The organism is Azospirillum sp. SYSU D00513, assembly GCF_017356015.1.
In the GTDB taxonomy this organism is placed as follows: domain Bacteria; phylum Pseudomonadota; class Alphaproteobacteria; order Azospirillales; family Azospirillaceae; genus Azospirillum.
Genome location: NZ_JAFIQV010000004.1, coordinates 189,873 through 205,297, shown reverse-complemented (window position 1 = coordinate 205,297; position 15,425 = coordinate 189,873). Strand labels below are relative to the sequence as shown.

General features: G+C 68.1%; 17 protein-coding genes. 12 read left to right on the top strand and 5 right to left on the bottom strand.

What is annotated here, in order from left to right; genetic code table 11:
* Positions 1-334: 334 nt before the first annotated feature.
* Positions 335-886 (top strand): carbonic anhydrase, encoded by a 552-nt coding sequence (locus JUB11_RS05085; protein WP_207456757.1) that lies wholly within the window; start codon positions 335-337, stop codon positions 884-886.
* Positions 887-1,029: 143 nt separating this feature from the next.
* On the opposite strand, the gene JUB11_RS05080 is transcribed toward JUB11_RS05085, so the two are convergent.
* A complete protein-coding gene (locus JUB11_RS05080) occupies positions 1,030-1,215 on the bottom strand; it encodes a hypothetical protein (RefSeq protein ID WP_207456755.1) in 186 nt (61 codons plus the stop codon).
* Between the two features lie 197 nt (positions 1,216-1,412).
* On the opposite strand from JUB11_RS05080, the gene JUB11_RS05075 reads away from it, so the two are divergent.
* From JUB11_RS05075 to JUB11_RS05060, 4 genes are all read left to right on the top strand, one after another.
* Positions 1,413-1,769: a response regulator gene (locus JUB11_RS05075; RefSeq protein WP_207456753.1), complete on the top strand. Its 357-nt coding sequence runs from the start codon at positions 1,413-1,415 to the stop codon at positions 1,767-1,769.
* 210 nt (positions 1,770-1,979) lie between these two features.
* Positions 1,980-3,665: an MCP four helix bundle domain-containing protein gene (locus JUB11_RS05070; RefSeq protein WP_247886849.1), complete on the top strand. Its 1,686-nt coding sequence runs from the start codon at positions 1,980-1,982 to the stop codon at positions 3,663-3,665.
* 133 nt (positions 3,666-3,798) lie between these two features.
* Complete coding sequence (locus tag JUB11_RS05065) at positions 3,799-4,407, top strand: AAA family ATPase (RefSeq protein ID WP_207456751.1); 609 nt, start codon at positions 3,799-3,801, stop codon at positions 4,405-4,407.
* A gap of 104 nt (positions 4,408-4,511) precedes the next feature.
* Positions 4,512-4,907 (top strand): VOC family protein, encoded by a 396-nt coding sequence (locus JUB11_RS05060; RefSeq protein WP_207456749.1) that lies wholly within the window; start codon positions 4,512-4,514, stop codon positions 4,905-4,907.
* 91 nt (positions 4,908-4,998) lie between these two features.
* Here the strand turns inward: JUB11_RS05060 and dksA are convergent, their stop codons facing one another.
* Positions 4,999-5,418 (bottom strand): RNA polymerase-binding protein DksA, encoded by a 420-nt coding sequence (gene dksA / locus JUB11_RS05055; protein WP_207456746.1) that lies wholly within the window; start codon positions 5,416-5,418, stop codon positions 4,999-5,001.
* 156 nt (positions 5,419-5,574) lie between these two features.
* Positions 5,575-5,991: a flagellar assembly protein FliX gene (locus tag JUB11_RS05050; protein ID WP_207456737.1), complete on the bottom strand. Its 417-nt coding sequence runs from the start codon at positions 5,989-5,991 to the stop codon at positions 5,575-5,577.
* Between the two features lie 276 nt (positions 5,992-6,267).
* On the opposite strand from JUB11_RS05050, the gene JUB11_RS05045 reads away from it, so the two are divergent.
* The 7 genes from JUB11_RS05045 to JUB11_RS05015 all read left to right on the top strand — a co-directional run bounded on the left by JUB11_RS05045 (position 6,268) and on the right by JUB11_RS05015 (position 12,291).
* A complete protein-coding gene (locus JUB11_RS05045) occupies positions 6,268-7,422 on the top strand; it encodes a flagellar basal body P-ring protein FlgI (RefSeq protein ID WP_207456735.1) in 1,155 nt (384 codons plus the stop codon).
* A complete protein-coding gene (locus tag JUB11_RS05040) occupies positions 7,422-7,784 on the top strand; it encodes a rod-binding protein (RefSeq protein ID WP_247886848.1) in 363 nt (120 codons plus the stop codon). The genes JUB11_RS05045 and JUB11_RS05040 overlap by 1 nt, the downstream gene beginning before the upstream one ends.
* A gap of 95 nt (positions 7,785-7,879) precedes the next feature.
* Positions 7,880-8,401 carry a flagellar basal-body protein gene (locus tag JUB11_RS05035; protein ID WP_207456732.1) on the top strand — a complete coding sequence of 174 codons (522 nt, stop codon included), beginning with the start codon at positions 7,880-7,882 and terminating at the stop codon, positions 8,399-8,401.
* 266 nt (positions 8,402-8,667) lie between these two features.
* On the top strand, positions 8,668-10,434 hold the full coding sequence (locus tag JUB11_RS05030; protein ID WP_207456730.1) for a flagellar hook-length control protein FliK: 1,767 nt from the start codon (positions 8,668-8,670) through the stop codon (positions 10,432-10,434).
* Positions 10,435-10,463: 29 nt separating this feature from the next.
* Positions 10,464-11,210, top strand: coding sequence for a flagellar hook capping FlgD N-terminal domain-containing protein (locus tag JUB11_RS05025; RefSeq protein ID WP_207456727.1), 747 nt, complete (start codon positions 10,464-10,466; stop codon positions 11,208-11,210).
* Between the two features lie 310 nt (positions 11,211-11,520).
* Positions 11,521-11,862, top strand: a complete 342-nt coding sequence (locus JUB11_RS05020; protein WP_207456725.1) for a DUF1153 domain-containing protein — start codon at positions 11,521-11,523, stop codon at positions 11,860-11,862.
* A 234-nt stretch (positions 11,863-12,096) separates the two neighbouring features.
* A complete protein-coding gene (locus tag JUB11_RS05015; protein ID WP_207456723.1) occupies positions 12,097-12,291 on the top strand; it encodes a hypothetical protein in 195 nt (64 codons plus the stop codon).
* Positions 12,292-12,337: 46 nt separating this feature from the next.
* Here the strand turns inward: JUB11_RS05015 and JUB11_RS05010 are convergent, their stop codons facing one another.
* Together JUB11_RS05010 and JUB11_RS05005 are read right to left on the bottom strand one after the other, a co-directional pair.
* Positions 12,338-12,808 carry a response regulator gene (locus JUB11_RS05010; protein ID WP_207456721.1) on the bottom strand — a complete coding sequence of 157 codons (471 nt, stop codon included), beginning with the start codon at positions 12,806-12,808 and terminating at the stop codon, positions 12,338-12,340.
* Positions 12,809-12,922: 114 nt separating this feature from the next.
* Positions 12,923-15,259, bottom strand: coding sequence for a PAS domain S-box protein (locus JUB11_RS05005; RefSeq protein WP_207456719.1), 2,337 nt, complete (start codon positions 15,257-15,259; stop codon positions 12,923-12,925).
* Positions 15,260-15,425: the final 166 nt, after the last annotated feature.

Genomic DNA, 15,425 nt, shown 5'->3' with positions numbered 1-15,425 from the left:
GATCTGGTTAAGTCGGTCGGGTTAAGTCGATCGGAAGGGAAAGATTGCACAATCCGGGCATTCTGTCGCCTCGGACGCGCAACCCGGCGAGGCTGCCCTACCGGAGGCCGTCCGCGGCCACAAGCCTTGGCCAGCCACCCGCCGGCGTCTTGTTCACGAAATGCAATTCCAGTTGATGTGCCGTCATATTCCCCGATGGAAAGAACTTCTCGAAGATCATCCCGGACGACCATTGTCACAATGACAGCTTCCGCATCGTGAAATGCCGGTCGCGAACGGATCGTTTCTTGGTCTACCCTCTGCTCGGAGTAAATCTTTGCGGGGAGAATAGAACATGGATGCGCACGGAAAGGGCTGCCTCTGCCATGGAACCACGGCGCCGAGGAGCCGCCGCGACATCCTGAAGCTTGCCGCGGTCGGCGGCGGAGCGGCGCTGCTGGGGACGGCGCCGGGGCGGGACGCCCGGGCCGCGGGCGCGGTGGAAGCCCTGCTGCTGAGCTGCATGGACTACCGGCTCGTGGACGACGTCACGCGCTACATGGACCAGCGCGGGCTGACCAACAACTACGACCACGTGATCCTCGCGGGCGCCAGCCTCGGGGCGATGACCGAGAAGAAGGCGGCCTGGAACGACACCTTCTGGGACCATGTGGCGGTCGCCAAGCAACTCCACCAGATCCGGAAGATCATCCTGATGGATCACCGCGATTGCGGTGCCTACAGGGTGTTCCTCGGCACGGATCTCAAGGACGATCCGATCAAGGAAGCGGCCGTGCACGGCGAGATTCTGGCCGCGCTCGCCAACCGGATCCGGGAGCGCCACGCCGACCTCGAGGTGGAACTGCTGCTCATGTCCCTCGACGGCACGGTCCAGAAACTCGGCTGAACGAGGTTTCGCGGCGGGCTCACCGGACCGGGGTTCAGGACTGTGGGAGGGGCCAAGGAAAGAGTGGCGGATTCGATGCCGCAGGTCTTTGGCCTTCTCCGCCGGATGACCCTGCCCTCACCGGCGGGCGAAGCACCGCGCGCTCATGGCTCGCAGCGCTGCAGGGCCGCGGGACGCCAGCCGGCGATGACCCGCACCCAGCGTTGCGCCGCCGCATTGTCGATAATCCCCGGAAAGCGCCGCCTCAATTCCATGACGGCGGCCCATTCGCCACGTTCCCGGTAAGCCGCCTGGATCGCGGCGGTCTCGTCCTCGCTGACCATGAACATGGTAGGCACCTCATGCGCTATGGCAAGGCAGCATGCTCCGAACACCGGGGTTCCGCAATTGTCCAAGTGGCCAGGAGAGGCGGGAATCGATTTTCCGGTTGCCACCGGTTGCGCCTTAAGTTCTTGCACGGAGAAGGCCCGCGTGATGTTAGTGTGCGAAGAGTATCCCCGAAGCCAAGCGAATTTCAGACATCACGATGGCAGAGCTTCCCCACATCATCATCGCCGAGGATGAGGATCTCGTCGCCATCGCGCTGGCCTCCATGCTGGAAAGCCATGGCTTCCGCATCACGGTGGCGCGCAACGGCAAGGAAGCGCTGGAGGCCGAAGCCAGGGACGCCGCCGACATGCTGCTGACCGACATGCGCATGCCCGTGCTGGGCGGGCATGAGCTGATCCGCCTGCTCCGGCAGCGCCGCCCCGATCTGCCCGTGGTCGTGATGACCGGTTACAGCGAAAGCCTTCCCCGCGAGGAACCAGGCCGCACCGTGGTGCTGAGCAAGCCCTTCCAGGTGGAGAGCCTGTTCAGGGCGATCCGCTCCGTCGGAATCTGATCACCACCCTTTCCTAAGCAATGGCCCCACCGCGCGTGCCGGCTCCACGCCCCTGCATACTCACGCAATACGTGAACTAATGTTAACCGTCTCCCTGCGAAAATCGCGATAAAGTTGCGCCTGCGCTCGATCCGAATTCGGAGAGCCTCCGTATAGAAGGCCAGACACCCCCCTGATGGGGGGCCGCCGAAGCAAGAAAGAGTTAGCCGCATGTTGTCGAACCTGAAAATCGGAAGCCGCCTGATCCTTCTGGTGACCGTTCTCGCCGTCGTGGCCATCGCCGCAAGCGTGCTCGGCCTGCATGGAGCAAAATCCGCCAACGACAGCATGCGGTACGTGTACGAGAACCGCACGGTCGCTCTGGCCTCGCTCGGCAGCGTCCAGAACAGCCTGCACCACGCGCGCACCCGGGCGGTCGCCATCGCGGGCGCCGAGAACCAGCAGGTCGTCGAGACCAACGCCGCCGACGTCGTGAAGTACACCGGACAGCTCCACGCGGCGCTCGACCGCTACATGGCCACCCAACTCGGGAACGAGGAGCGCGCGCTCGCGGTGCGCTTCTCCAATGAACTGGCGAACTACGAGACGAGCCGGGACAAGACCATCGCCTTCGCCAAGAGCGGCGACATGGAGGGTGCCCGGAACAATCTGCGCACGGTCGCGACCAAGCATTTCGCCACCGCCATGGACCTGCTGGACAAGCTGATGGACCTGCAGGTGACCAACGCCAAGCGAAGCTACGAGGCCGCCGAGGCCGGCTACGAGGGACTCTTCACGACCATCGTCGCGGTCACCGCGGCCGGCCTTCTGCTGTCAATCGCGCTCGCCACCCTCGTGGTGCGCTCCATCACCTCGGGCATCCGCAACGTGATCGCCGTCATGCGGCGCCTGGCCGCCGGCGACACCTCGGTCCAGGTGGAGGGCACGGCCCGCAAGGACGAGATCGGCGACCTCGCCCAGGCGGCGGAAGCCTTCAAGGCCGCCACCGTCGTCCAGCAGACGCTGAAGGCCGAGCAGGAGGAGCTGAAGGCCCGCAGCGAGCGTGAACGCCGGCAGGCGATGCTGAAGCTGGCGGACGAGTTCGAGTCCAGCGTGAAGGGCGTGGTGGAGACGGTGGCCTCGGCTGCCACCCAGATGCAGGGCGCCGCGACCGCGATGTCCGGCACGGCGGAGGAGGCGAGCCGCCGGGCCATGGCCGTGGCGTCGGCGTCCGACCAGGCCAGCAGCAACGTGCAGACGGTGGCGACCGCCACCGAGGAACTGTCCGCCTCCATCCAGGAGATCGGCCGTCAGGTGTCCAATTCCACCCGGATCGCGGGCGAGGCCGTGCACCAGACGCAGCAGACCGCCGACACGATCAAGGGGCTGGTCGACGCCGCCCAGCAGATCGGCGACGTGATCGGGCTGATCAATTCCATCGCCAGCCAGACCAACCTTCTGGCGCTGAACGCGACCATCGAAGCGGCGCGGGCCGGCGACGCCGGCAAGGGCTTCGCCGTGGTCGCGACGGAGGTGAAGAGCCTCGCCGGCCAGACCGCCAAGGCGACCGAGGAGATCCAGGCCAAGGTGCAGGAGATCCAGCAGGCGACCGGCGGCGCGCGGCAGGCCGTGGAGGGCATTGAGGAGACCATCACCCGCATGAACGAGATCGCCGGCGCCATCGCCGCGGCGGTCGAGCAGCAGGGTGCCGCCACCCGCGACATCTCCAGCAACGTCCAGCAGGCCGCGCGCGGCACCCAGGAGGTGTCCACCAACATCGCCAGCGTGAACCAGGCCGCCGCCGAAACCGGCTCGGCCGCCAGCCAGGTGCTGGGTGCGGCCGGTGGCCTGTCCAGGGAATCCGACCTGCTCCGCCAGGAGGTGGAGAGGTTCATCGCCAACATCCGGACCGCCTGATACGAACGCTTTTATCAGGCCGGCCTTTCCGGGCCATTTCTCCGGGGCGCGTCCGGCGCCCCGGCTTTTTCCTCCGCTGGCAAGCGGAGAAGGCCCCGCCTAGAATGCTCCCCACGGGATGTGGAGAGAGAGCATGGCGGCCAAACCCGCTTCCAGACCTTACGTCGTCGCCATCACCGGCGGCAGCGGGGCCGGCAAGTCCACCGTGGCGGAGCGGGTCGCGGGACGCCTCGGCAACTGCGAGGTGCTCACCCAGGACGATTATTACAGGCCCCTGCCCGACGATGTGTCGGCGTGGGATCATGATTTCGACAGCCCCGCCGCCTTCGACGGAGACCGGATGCTGGGCGACCTGGACGCGCTGCTCGCCGGCAGGCCGGTCACTCTCTCCCGCTACCGCCATGGCAGCACGGATCCGGAAATCCGGGAGATCCGGCCCGCTGGCACCGTCATCGTGGAAGGCATCCTGATCCTGACCGATGCGCGGCTGCGCGCCCGCTGCGACCTCCGCGTCTATCTGGAGGCCGGAGAGGAGCTGAGATTGAGCCGGCGCCTGCGGCGCGACGTCGCCGAGCGCGGCGTGTCCGAGGCCTTCGTGCTGGCGCACTGGCGGCGCTTCACCCTGCCGGCCCATGCGGCGCTGGTGGAGGCCACGCGCCCCTTCTGCGACCTGATCCTGCCGGGAGAACGGACGGAGGAGGCCGTGAAGGCGATCCTGCAGGCTGCGGCCCGAGCTGGCTGACACCCTTTTGGCCGGGTTGGGCTGGCGCCGCGCTGCCGGCCGTGCGAAAGCAACGGAACCGGCATCCACACGACACAGCCCCCTTCCATTCGAAAAGGACCCGCATGTTCGACGCCATCCACCATGTCGCCATCATCGTTTCCGATTACGAGCGGTCGAAATCCTTCTATGTGGACAAGCTGGGATTCCGCGTACTGGCCGAGGCGTACCGCGAGGAGCGGCGCTCCTTCAAGCTGGACCTCGTGTCCGGGGAGGAGCCGGGAGGCGTTCGGATCGAGCTGTTCTCGTTCCCGGATCCGCCACCACGCCCGTCGCGGCCGGAGGCCTGCGGGCTGCGCCATCTGGCGTTCCGTGTGACCGATCTCGACTCGGCCGTGGCAAGGCTGAGCGGCGCCGGCGTCCCGGTCGAACCGGTGCGCATCGATCCCTACACCGGGCGGCGCTTCACCTTCTTCGCCGATCCCGACGGGCTTCCGCTGGAACTGTATGAGGAGGGCTGAGCGGCGGGACGCGGCTCCCGGCCGGAGAATGGGGTCAGGGAAGGCGCCGGCCTCACGACCGGTGGACGCCCAACCCCGGCCGGTGATGCGATCAGTCGTCGCGCTGCGTGCGTTCCATCCGCTCGTGGCGCTCCTGGGCTTCCAGGCTGAGCGTCGCGATGGGACGGGCGTCCAGGCGGCGCACGGAGATGGGCTCGCCCGTCTCCTCGCAGTAGCCATAGCTGCCGTCCATCAGCCGCTCCAGCGCCGAGTCGATCTTGGAGATCAGCTTGCGCTCGCGGTCGCGGGTCCGCAGTTCCAGGGCACGGTCGGTTTCGGCCGAGGCACGGTCCGCGATGTCCGGTTCCTGAATGCCGCCTTCCTGAAGGCTGTTCAAGGTCTCGTTGGACTCGGCCAACAATTCCGCGCGCCAGCGAAGCAGCTTCTGGCGGAAATACTCCCGCATGACGGGATTCATGAACTGCTCGTCTTCCGACGGCTTGTAGTTCTGAGGCAGCAGCGGCGACGACATCCGAAAGCATCCAAGTGCAAAGGGTGGTCCGGGCGGCGCGGAGTATATGTACACGCGACCGCCACCGCAACCTCGCGGTCCGATCGCACCCCGCCGGACAAGCTCTTGGAGAAGCGGAAGTCCGTGACTTCCGTGAGACCGCCTCCGATGTCGCCGTCAGGAGGTGAGCTTCGCCAGCTCCACCTGGGCGCGCAGGTCGATCTCGTCCAGGATCTGGGCGAGGTGCGGGTCGTCCACATGCACACGGCGCGACTGAACGACCTGCGCGAGGTCCATCAGCTTTTGCCGCGGCAAGGCGCCGGCCAACAGGCCATGCCGTATCTCGTCCAACTTGTCGAGCATTTCTTGCGCCCGCATCTTGCCGCGCGAGGCGCGGGCCGCGGCGTCGTCGACCTCCTGCAAGGCCAGCACGCTGCTGATGGCGCTGAGCGGGGCCGACGCGCTGACACCCTGGGCGCTGCTCACCTCGCCGCCGATCTGCTTCGCGAAGCCGCCGCCGGACGTGCCCTCGGCCTTGCCGGTCCGTCGGACCGAGCCGTTGCCGCGAATGTTTCCGGGTCCTTGGACTTTCATGTGCCGTGCAACCGGTTACGGGGGGAAGCGCCAACCATAGGCAGGATTATCTTAACATCCGGTCAAGCTTTGCCGCAATGAGGTAAAAACTGCCGCCCTGGCCGTGACCGGAATGGGCAGAAAAGAAGGGGATTTTGCGGACTTAAGGCCGGCCTCGTCCGAGTGGCGACGAGCATCGGCCGGGGATGCCGGGCGGATTTACTGCCCCTTCTGCTTAGGGGCCGGAGTTGGCACGGGCTTCGCATGAAGGCCGGCGTCCGTCGAGGAGCCCGTATCATGCCGACCATCGCCTGCCTCAGCACCCTTTTCGGCCCCCTTCGGGCCCTGACCGCCCTGGCTGCCGTCCTGATGGCCGTCCTCCTGGCGGCGTCCGTGCCGGCTGTGGCCTCCAGCGCGCGGATCAAGGACATCGCCGACGTGGAAGGGGTTCGGGACAACCTGCTGATCGGCTATGGCCTCGTGGTCGGCCTGAACGGCACGGGCGACAGCCTGAACAACTCCCCTTTCACCGAGCAGAGCCTCACCGGCATGCTGGAGCGCATGGGCGTCAACACCCGCGGCACCAACATGCGCACGAAGAACGTGGCGGCGGTGATGGTGACCGCGACCCTGCCGCCCTACGCGGCGCAGGGCACCCGCATCGACATCCAGGTCTCGGCGATGGGCGACGCCAAGAGCCTGCTTGGCGGCACGTTGCTGGTCACGCCGCTGATGGGCGCCGACGGCGAGGTCTACGCGGTCGGCCAGGGGCCGATCGCCGTGTCCGGATTCTCGGCGCAGGGCCAGGGCGCCAGCGTCACGCGCGGCGTGCCGACCTCGGGCCGCATCTCGTCGGGCGCCATCGTCGAGCGCGAGATCCAGTTCTCGCTGGCCGAGCTTCCGGTCCTGCGCCTGTCGCTCCGCAACCCCGACTTCACGACGGCGCAGCGCGTCGCGGCCGCCATCAACACGCAGCTCCGCCGCAACCTCGCCCAGGCAACCGACCCCTCCTCGGTCCTGGTGACCGTGCCGGAGCCCCGGCGCGGCGACGTGGTCGGGCTGGTGACGGAGATCGAGCAGCTGCGCGTCACCCCCGACCAGGTGGCCCGCGTTGTGGTGGACGAGAAGTCCGGCGTCATCGTCATGGGCGAGAACGTCCGCATCTCCACCGTCGCCATCGCCCAGGGCAACCTGACGATTCGCGTCACCGAAACCCCGCAGGTCAGCCAGCCCGGCCCCTTCAGCGAGGGCGAGACCGTGGTCGTGCCGCGCACCAACATCGAGGTGGACGCGCAGGAGGACCGGCGCCTGACGGTCATGTCGTCGGGGGTGACGCTCCAGGAGTTGGTACAATCCTTGAATGCGCTCGGGGTGGGGCCGCGCGACATGATCGCGATCCTGCAATCGATCAAGGCCGCCGGCGCCCTGCAAGCCGAAATCGAGGTGATCTGATGGACGTGACCCTTCCCTCCCGGACGCTGACGGAATCCTTCCGGCCGAAGCCGGCGGACCGCGCGGCCCAGGCGATGCCGGCCACGCCGCCGGTGGCGCAAGAGGGGGGCAAGCTCGACCCCGCCAAGCGCGCCCAGATCTGGAACAAGGCCCAGGAGTTCGAGACCATGTTCGCCGCCCAGATGGTCGGGCACATGTTCGAGGGGATCGGGGTGGACGAGACCTTCGGCGGCGGCCAGGGCGAGGAGATGTTCCGCTCCATGCTCACCAACGAATATTCCGCCCAGATCACGAAGCGCGGCGGATTCGGCATCGCCGACCAGGTCTACCGCGAACTGCTGCGCGCCCAGGAAGGGGCCTGACGCCGGGGCCGCCCCGCCCCGCCCAAGCCCGCCGAACCGAGCCGAGCCCACCCCGCCGCCGCGCGGACCCCCAAAGGCATCCAAGGAGGCAAGTCATGGACAAGGTTGACGTCCGCTTTCCCAAGGCGGCCCCCAAGAGCGCCCCGGCCAAGCTGCCCGGCAACGCCGAGGAGCGCGCCGCGGCGCTGGCCGAGCTGATGCGCCGTCTCGCCGCGCACATGAAGCGGGAGAGCGCCGCCGTGCGCGCCCGCCGCCCGGCGGCGGAGATCGCCGCGTTGCTGCGCGAGAAGCACAAGCTGGTGATGGTCTACGAGGAGGTGTCGCGCCTGCTCCGCCTCGATCGGGAGGGCATGAAGTCCCTGCCGGCCGACCTCAGAAGCAGCCTGCGCGACGCCGCGCGTGCGCTCGCCGAGGGCGCAGCGGAGAACGCCGAAACGCTGCGGGTCAACGGCGACACCCAGAAGCTCCTGGTGGACACCATCGTGGGCGCCGTCAACCGGGCGCGCTCCATCCCCCACGTCAGCTACGGCCCGAACGCGACCGCCCCGGCCGGCCGGGGCTTCATGGCGCCCGTCTCCGGGCCTGCCACGGCGGCGACGCTGAACACCCGCCTGTAATCCCCTCCCCTCGCCGCCCCCTGGTCATCAGGGCCGAAGACCGTCAGGGCCGCCGTCAGGGCGGCCCTTTCCCTTTGCGCGGCAAGAAGGACCCGTCCACCCGGCCAAATTTGCCGCCCCGGCTCCGTTCCGGAGAATTCTGCCGCCGACTCCGGGGGCAAGCGGCGCGGGAAACACACGCATCGGACCTTCCCGCACCCCTCCCCGATAGTTGGCCCGGGAGTTGCTTTAGCTCTGGGCATAGCGCAGCCCTAGGAAATCGTTCCATGGAAATCCAGCCCAACAGCCTGCTGTCCTCCCTGTTCGAGACCGGCAAGACCAACGCCAAGGCGGCGGTGGGCGGCAAGGATGACCTGTTCGCCACGATGATGAACCGGCTGCTCGCCGACAGCGCCGAGCGCAGGCTCGAACAGCAGCGGCTGTCCGCCCAGGCGAAGGCGAAGCCCTTGCCCGAGCGCACGGAGAAGACCGCGCTCCCAGCCCGCGCGCCGGAGAAGAGCGAAGCCCCGCGCGCCGAGACGGAGCGGCGCGAGACAGCCCGGACGGATGCCAGGAACGAAGCCTCGCCGCGCGCCGAGGCCAGGACCGCGGCGGAGCGCCGGTCCGATGCCTCCTCCGCTGCCGACCGGGGCAAGCCGGCCGCCAAGGCCTCGGACGGGGTGGCGAAGACGGCGCAGGCTCCGAAGACCGGCGAAACCTCCAAGGAGGTCACCGGGGAGCCCGCGCCGGCGGAAGGCACGGTGTCCGAGGAGGTCACGGCCACCGACGGCCTGGAGACGGCTGCGGAGGGCGATGTCCCGGCCGACGCGGCGGAGGGCGAGATTGCCCTGTCCGGTGAGGACGACGTCGTGGTCATCGAGGCAGAGGTGACGGTCACGGAAACGACCATCGAACTGGTGTCGGATGCCGGCGCCTACGCCCTGTCCCTGGCCACGGCCTCCACCTCCCTGTCCGCCGAGACCGGCCTTTCCGAGGAGGACCTCCGCGCGGCGGTGGAGGCCATCGGCGCGGTGGACGGCGTGGCGGAAGCCGAATCCCTTCTGCCGTCCGCGCTCACGGGCGAAACGGCGGGCACCGTGCCCGGCATGATGGCCGGTCTCCAGCCCGATGCCGGGGCCGGTATGGCCGGCATGGCCGGCATGGCCGGCGGAAACGCCGATCCGGAACTGATGCAGGTGCTTGCCAAGGGAGCCGCCATTCCAGCCGAAGCGCTCCCGACCGAAGCGTCGCCCGAGGCGCGGGCCGAGCTGACCCTTCCCGATGACCTGAAGGAACTGGCCGCCGCCGCGTCCGACCGGGGGGCCGGCAAGGAAGGACGGAACCGGTCCGAGGAGGGCGACGCGGGAGGCGAGGGCGGCGACCGGAGCACCGGCCAGCAGCCCGGCCTCGCCGCCGGCAGTGCGCCCGTGCAGGCAGCGCCCGTGCCGCCCGAGGGACTGGTGAAGGAGGCGGCACAGCTCCGGCCGGCAGAGGCCGCCGAGGCGCCGGTGAAGCCGACCGAGACGGCGGACGGGCACAATCATGGAGCCATCGGCCATCTGGACGGGCTGCGTGAAGCGGACCGGGCGGATGCGCCGCTGGCGGCGACCCTGCGCGCCTCGCGCGGCTCCGCCGCCATGCCGCAGGGCGTGCCCGAACAGCTGTCCGTCCACACCCAGAAGAACGTCAAGGACGGAAACGATCAGTTCACGATCAATCTCCGCCCGGTCGAACTGGGGCAGATCGACATCCGCCTTGAGTTCGGCGCCGATGGCCGGGTGAGCGCCATGGTCGCGGTCGAGAAGGCCCAGACGCTCGAACTGCTCCAGCGGGACAGCCGCAACCTCGAACGCGCGCTCCAGGACGCCGGCCTGCAGACCGACTCGAACAGCCTGAACTTCAGCCTGCGCGGCGAGGGCAATCCCTTCCAGGGCGAGGAGCGGCGCGGCGGCGGGCGGCGCGGACGCGGCTTCGGCGGCGGTGACGAGCCCGCCGAATCGGCCGCCGCCTACACCGTGACGCTCGCGCCCGACCGGGTCGACATCCGCGCCTGACACCATTTTCACGCCGAAGGATTTCCGACATGGCAACCGTCAGCAACGATTACAGCAACAGCACCCTCAACCAGTACGGCACGCTGAAGCAGAACACCGCCGCCAAGGACACGGCCTCCACCACGGGGACCAAGACCGAGGACGAGAAGAAGACCGACGTCGCGCTGACGGGCCTTGGCGACAACTTCAACAACTTCCTGAGGCTGCTGACCACGCAGATGCAGAACCAGGATCCGCTGAAGCCGATGGACACGAACGACATGACCAAGCAGCTGGTCGACTTCGCGAACGTCGAGCAGAACATCGGCACCAACAGCCGCCTCGACAAGCTCCTGAAGCTTCAGTCCGCGGGCACGGCCTCGACGAACCTCGCCTATCTCGGCCGGACCATTTCCTACGAGGGCGACCAGTTCGACTACACGCAGGGCATGACCGAGGCCCCCCTCGGCTACGAGCTGGAAACGCAGGCCAAGTCGGTCCGCGTGGACATCCTCGACTCCCAGGACCGCATCGTCCGTTCCATGGAAGGCGAGACGAAGGCCGGGACCAAGCATGTCGTGAACTGGGACTTCAAGGACGACGAGGGCATCGCCGTCCAGCCCGGCAGCTATCGCCTCAACGTCGCCCCGCGCGGCGAGAAGGAAGACGACATCATCAAGGCGAAGACCTTCACCTTCGGGACGGTGAGCGGCGTCGGCTATGCCAAGGACGGCGAAACGACCCTCAATGTCGGCAGCAACCAGCTTCCGCTGTCCGACATCATCACCGTCCACTGATACGATTTTCATCAAGTCCTGACCTGTGGTCAGGACTTCCGCGCCATGGGGCGCGGGGCCGCAGCCGCGGCCCTATACCGGGTTCGGAGGTCGGAATTTTCCGGACCCGGTATGACATCACGGCCCGCCGCGCGGACCACGCAGGCTGGCCAGGCGCCGGAACGGGCGCGCAACAGCGAGCCATGCCACGAAATTTCGGGGGACCTGCTACCCCCATCCCATTAACCCTATCGTTTAGGTATTTGTTAAGCGACGGTCGATACAGTCCGTCCATTCGTGAAATGCAAAAGTGACGGTGGAGCGTCCGCGCATGTCACCTCGCGAGACGGACATTGATGATGATGGTGCCAACGGTACGTCGGTTATCAGCCCGGCAGGGCATATGATGACGGAAGACGATCTGCCGCCGCCCGACACCAAACGCTGGGTCATGCGGCGCAAGGCCGAGGTCGTGGCCGGCGTGCGCTCGGGGCTCATCAGCCTCGAGGAGGCCTGCCGCCGCTACACGCTGTCGGTGGAGGAGTTCCTGTCCTGGCAGCGGCTGATCGACAGCCACGGCATGCGCGGCCTGCGGGCCACGCGCCTTCAGGACTACCGCAGCGACGCGCCGGCTCCGGCACCGCGCGCACGCATCACCACCGCGGCGGAATAGCTGGGCGCCTTTGCCCTTGCCGTTGCGGCACCGCAGGCAGGCGCCTTGCGGTCCGTTTCGGTCCACCCGCCACCTTGATTCCCGTGCCGGTGTTGCCCGCCCTGGGCGGCAACCCGGGGCGCGCTCTCACATTTTGAAACATCATAGTGGCGCGGGATTACAGGGCTGACATGACTCTGTAACCTGGCAAGGGCTTGATGGACTTGCGAAGTCCACAAGCCCGAACCCGTCCTGATGCAAGAGAATCAGATCGACGACGCCATCGCGACGGTACGCTGCACGGATGTCGTGTCCGAGCACGGCAAGCGGCGGCTGATCGACCGGATCGAGGCGATCAGGGACATCCATTGCCTGAAGGTCGAGCGTTGCACGGCCTGCCCGGCGGCGGAACCTTGCGCCCACCGCCTTCTCATGGCGCTCGGTTCCTGAATCGCCGGCTGTTCGTTAGGGCGGGTGCCGGTCCTGCTGGCCTGGATCAGTTCTCGCCGAGGCGCTCCACGGCGCGCGCCAGCGTCTCCTGAACCTGTTCACGGGAATAGGGTTTCAGCAGGAAACCGAGCGGCTTCGCGCTTTCGGCGCGGGCGCGGGTCGCCGGGTCGCTGTGAGCGGTCATGAACAGCGACGGAACGCCGTAATGGGTACGCGCCTTCGTGGCCGTGTCGATGCCGTCGCTGCCCTCGGCCAGGCGGATGTCCATGAGGATCAGGTCGGGACGGTGCTGCTCGACCGCCTGGAGCGCGCTGGATTCGGAATCGGCGATGTCGCAGACCTCATAGCCGAGCGCGGTCAGCGTCTGCTCCATGAGCAGGGCCGGAATGGCCTCGTCCTCGACCACCAGCAGGCGGAGACGGCGCGTGGCCAGGGTTCCGCCGGGCTCCCCGGAAACCAGGGTGCCCAGACCGCCCTTTCCCGCCATGCTCTGCGTCGCCAGTATCGCCAGACCCAAAATGCGTCTCCCTCTCACTCGGCCCCGTCGCTCGGCCCCGTCGCTCGGCCAAAGTCCGTGGTTCTCGCGCCACATAATAGAAGCAATCGGACCGGGTATAGCTCTCTTCTCGTTCTAGCGCGAAAGCATGAGCTTGACGACGGCCCTGGTCCCCCGATCAGCCCCGTCCTCCGATTCGTAGCGCAGCTCGGCGCGGGTCTGGCGGACGAGCGCGCGGATCAGTGTTGTGCCCATCCCCTTCCGGCCGGACGCGCCGCCCGGAGCCCTGCCGCCCATACCGACCCCGTTGTCCTCGATCCGCATCTCCATCCGGCCGTCCTCGGCGCGGCGCAGGCCGATGCGGACGATGCCGGCCCGCCCGTCCGGGAAGGCATGCTTGAAGGCGTTGGTGATCAGCTCGTTCGCGATCAGGCCGAGCGGCACCGCGAGATCGAGGTCGCAGGACAGGCCGCCGGCCTCGATGTCCGTCTCCAGCTGCACGGGATGGCCGGCGTGCAGCGCCGCAAGACCTTCGGCAAGGCTGCGGAGATAGTCGCCGAATTCGACGCTTGCGAGGTTGCCGGTGGTGTAGAGCTGCTCGTGCACGCGGCCCATGGCCTGGACGCGCTGCGCGATCGCCGTCATGCGGTCGCGGACCTCCGGGTTCTCGGTCTGCGGGATCTCCAGCTGGACCATCGCCGCGATGACCTGGAGGTTGTTCTTGACCCTGTGGTGCACCTCCTGCAGCAGCGATTCGCGTTCGGCGAGGCTGCGGCGCAGGTCGGCCTCGGCGCGTTTGCGCTCGGAGATGTCGCGCACGATCGTGGAAAATCCGGTCACGGTTCCGTCGCTCTGCCGGATGGGTGAAATGGTCAAGGCGACGTCGAACCGCGTCCCGTTCTTGTGGAAACGGACGGTCTCGTGCTCCCGGACGCTCTCGCCCCGGCGCGACCGCTCGATGAGGGACCGCCGCTCCTCCGCCAGGGCCGGCGGAACCAGCACGCCGGTGGACAGGCCGATCACCTCTTCCGGAGCCAGCCCATAGATCTCGGCGGCCGCGGCGTTCCAGGTGACGATGCGATCCTCCAGGTCGGTGCTGAAGATGGCGTCCGTCGCCGAGGCGACGATGGCGGCGAGCTGGGCGCGTTCGGCCTCGGCGGCCTTCTGATCGTTGATGTCGAGGACGACGCCGTCCCAGATCACGGTCCCGTCGGGCTCGCGGTGGACGTTCGCGGCGGAGCGGACCCAGCAGATGCTGCCGTCCGTTCGCACCAGCCGGCCTTCGATCCGGTAGGATTCCAGCATCTTCGCCGAACGGATCACGGTTTCGCGCCAGAGGCCGATGTCCTCGGGGTGGATGAGCGTGCTGAACCGCTCCATGCCCGCCGGCGTGTTCAGGTCGAAGGGAAGCTGCCCGACCATCGCCTCGATCTGCCCGCCGAGATAGCGGTATTCCATCGTCCCGTCGGGCAGCAGGGCCCGCCGGAAGATGGAGCCCGGGAAGTTGGCGGCGATGTCGCCGAGCCGCCGCTCGGCCTCGAGCTGCCGTTCGGCCGCCTGCCGCCGTGCCGTGTTGCGGACCAGCGCCGCGATGAAGGCCAGGGCCAGCAGCCCGGCGCCGACCCCGCCGCCGAGCGACGTCAGCAGCGCGCGCCGGATCGGTGCTTCCACCACCACCGCCGGCACCCCGACGGCGACCGTCCATCCGGAAAAGACGGATTGCGAGAAGGCGGAGAAGACCCGGTCGCCCTCCTTGTTCAGGGAGAAGAAGAAGTTCTCCGCGGCCCGGTCGATCTCCGAGGTCAGCGACGGTGTCGCCTGCGTGTTCACGAACTGCTCGGGTGCCCGCGACCGGCCAACGATGTAGCGGTTGCGGTCGAGCACGGCGAGGGTCCATTCCGCGTCGACCGGCTGGTGGGCCAGCGTCGCGCTGAAAGCGGAAGCCTTGATCGACGCCTCGACGGCATGGCGCGGCGATTCGCCGTAGGTCACCGGGACGCGGATCGTCACCACCGGTTCGGGGAAGGCGGCGAGCGACCGCACCCCGCCGATCTGGTGGGCGGTGTCGTCGGCCAGCGCCCCCAAGGCCCGGTTCGCCTCCACCGGCCAGGCGGGCCGCGACTGGGCCACGATCGACCGCAGTTCCACCAGGACCTCGCGGGTGGAGGTGTCGATCAGCCGGACCGCCAGCCACTGGGGTTCCCGCTGCAGCACCCGGTCGGCGTGCAGGCGGAAGGCCCCGGTGTCCGCCCGGTCCAGGCTGGGGGACGCGGAAAGCGCCGTCATCAGGGCAAGATGCTCGGCGAGCTGCCGGTCTATGGCCTGCATCGCCGTGCGGGCGCTCTGCCGCAGGGTCACCTCCACCGTGTCGCGCTGCTGCGCGTCCAGCCGTGCGATGATGAGGCCGCCGAACACCACGACCGGCAGGAGCGCGGCCACGATCAGGGCAAGAAGCGGAAGGCGGAGAGGCATGTGGTGGGGGATGACGTGGCCGGACGGGTTTTCAGCGGGCGTGCCGAGGCGGGGGGCGCAGTCTACAACGCAATCCGTGGCTTGGCATGCGGCAGTTGCGCCTATGCCGTCGCCGGTTCGGCCTGATTCCCCTTATGCCGGTCCAGCCCGCCTTGCATCACGGTGT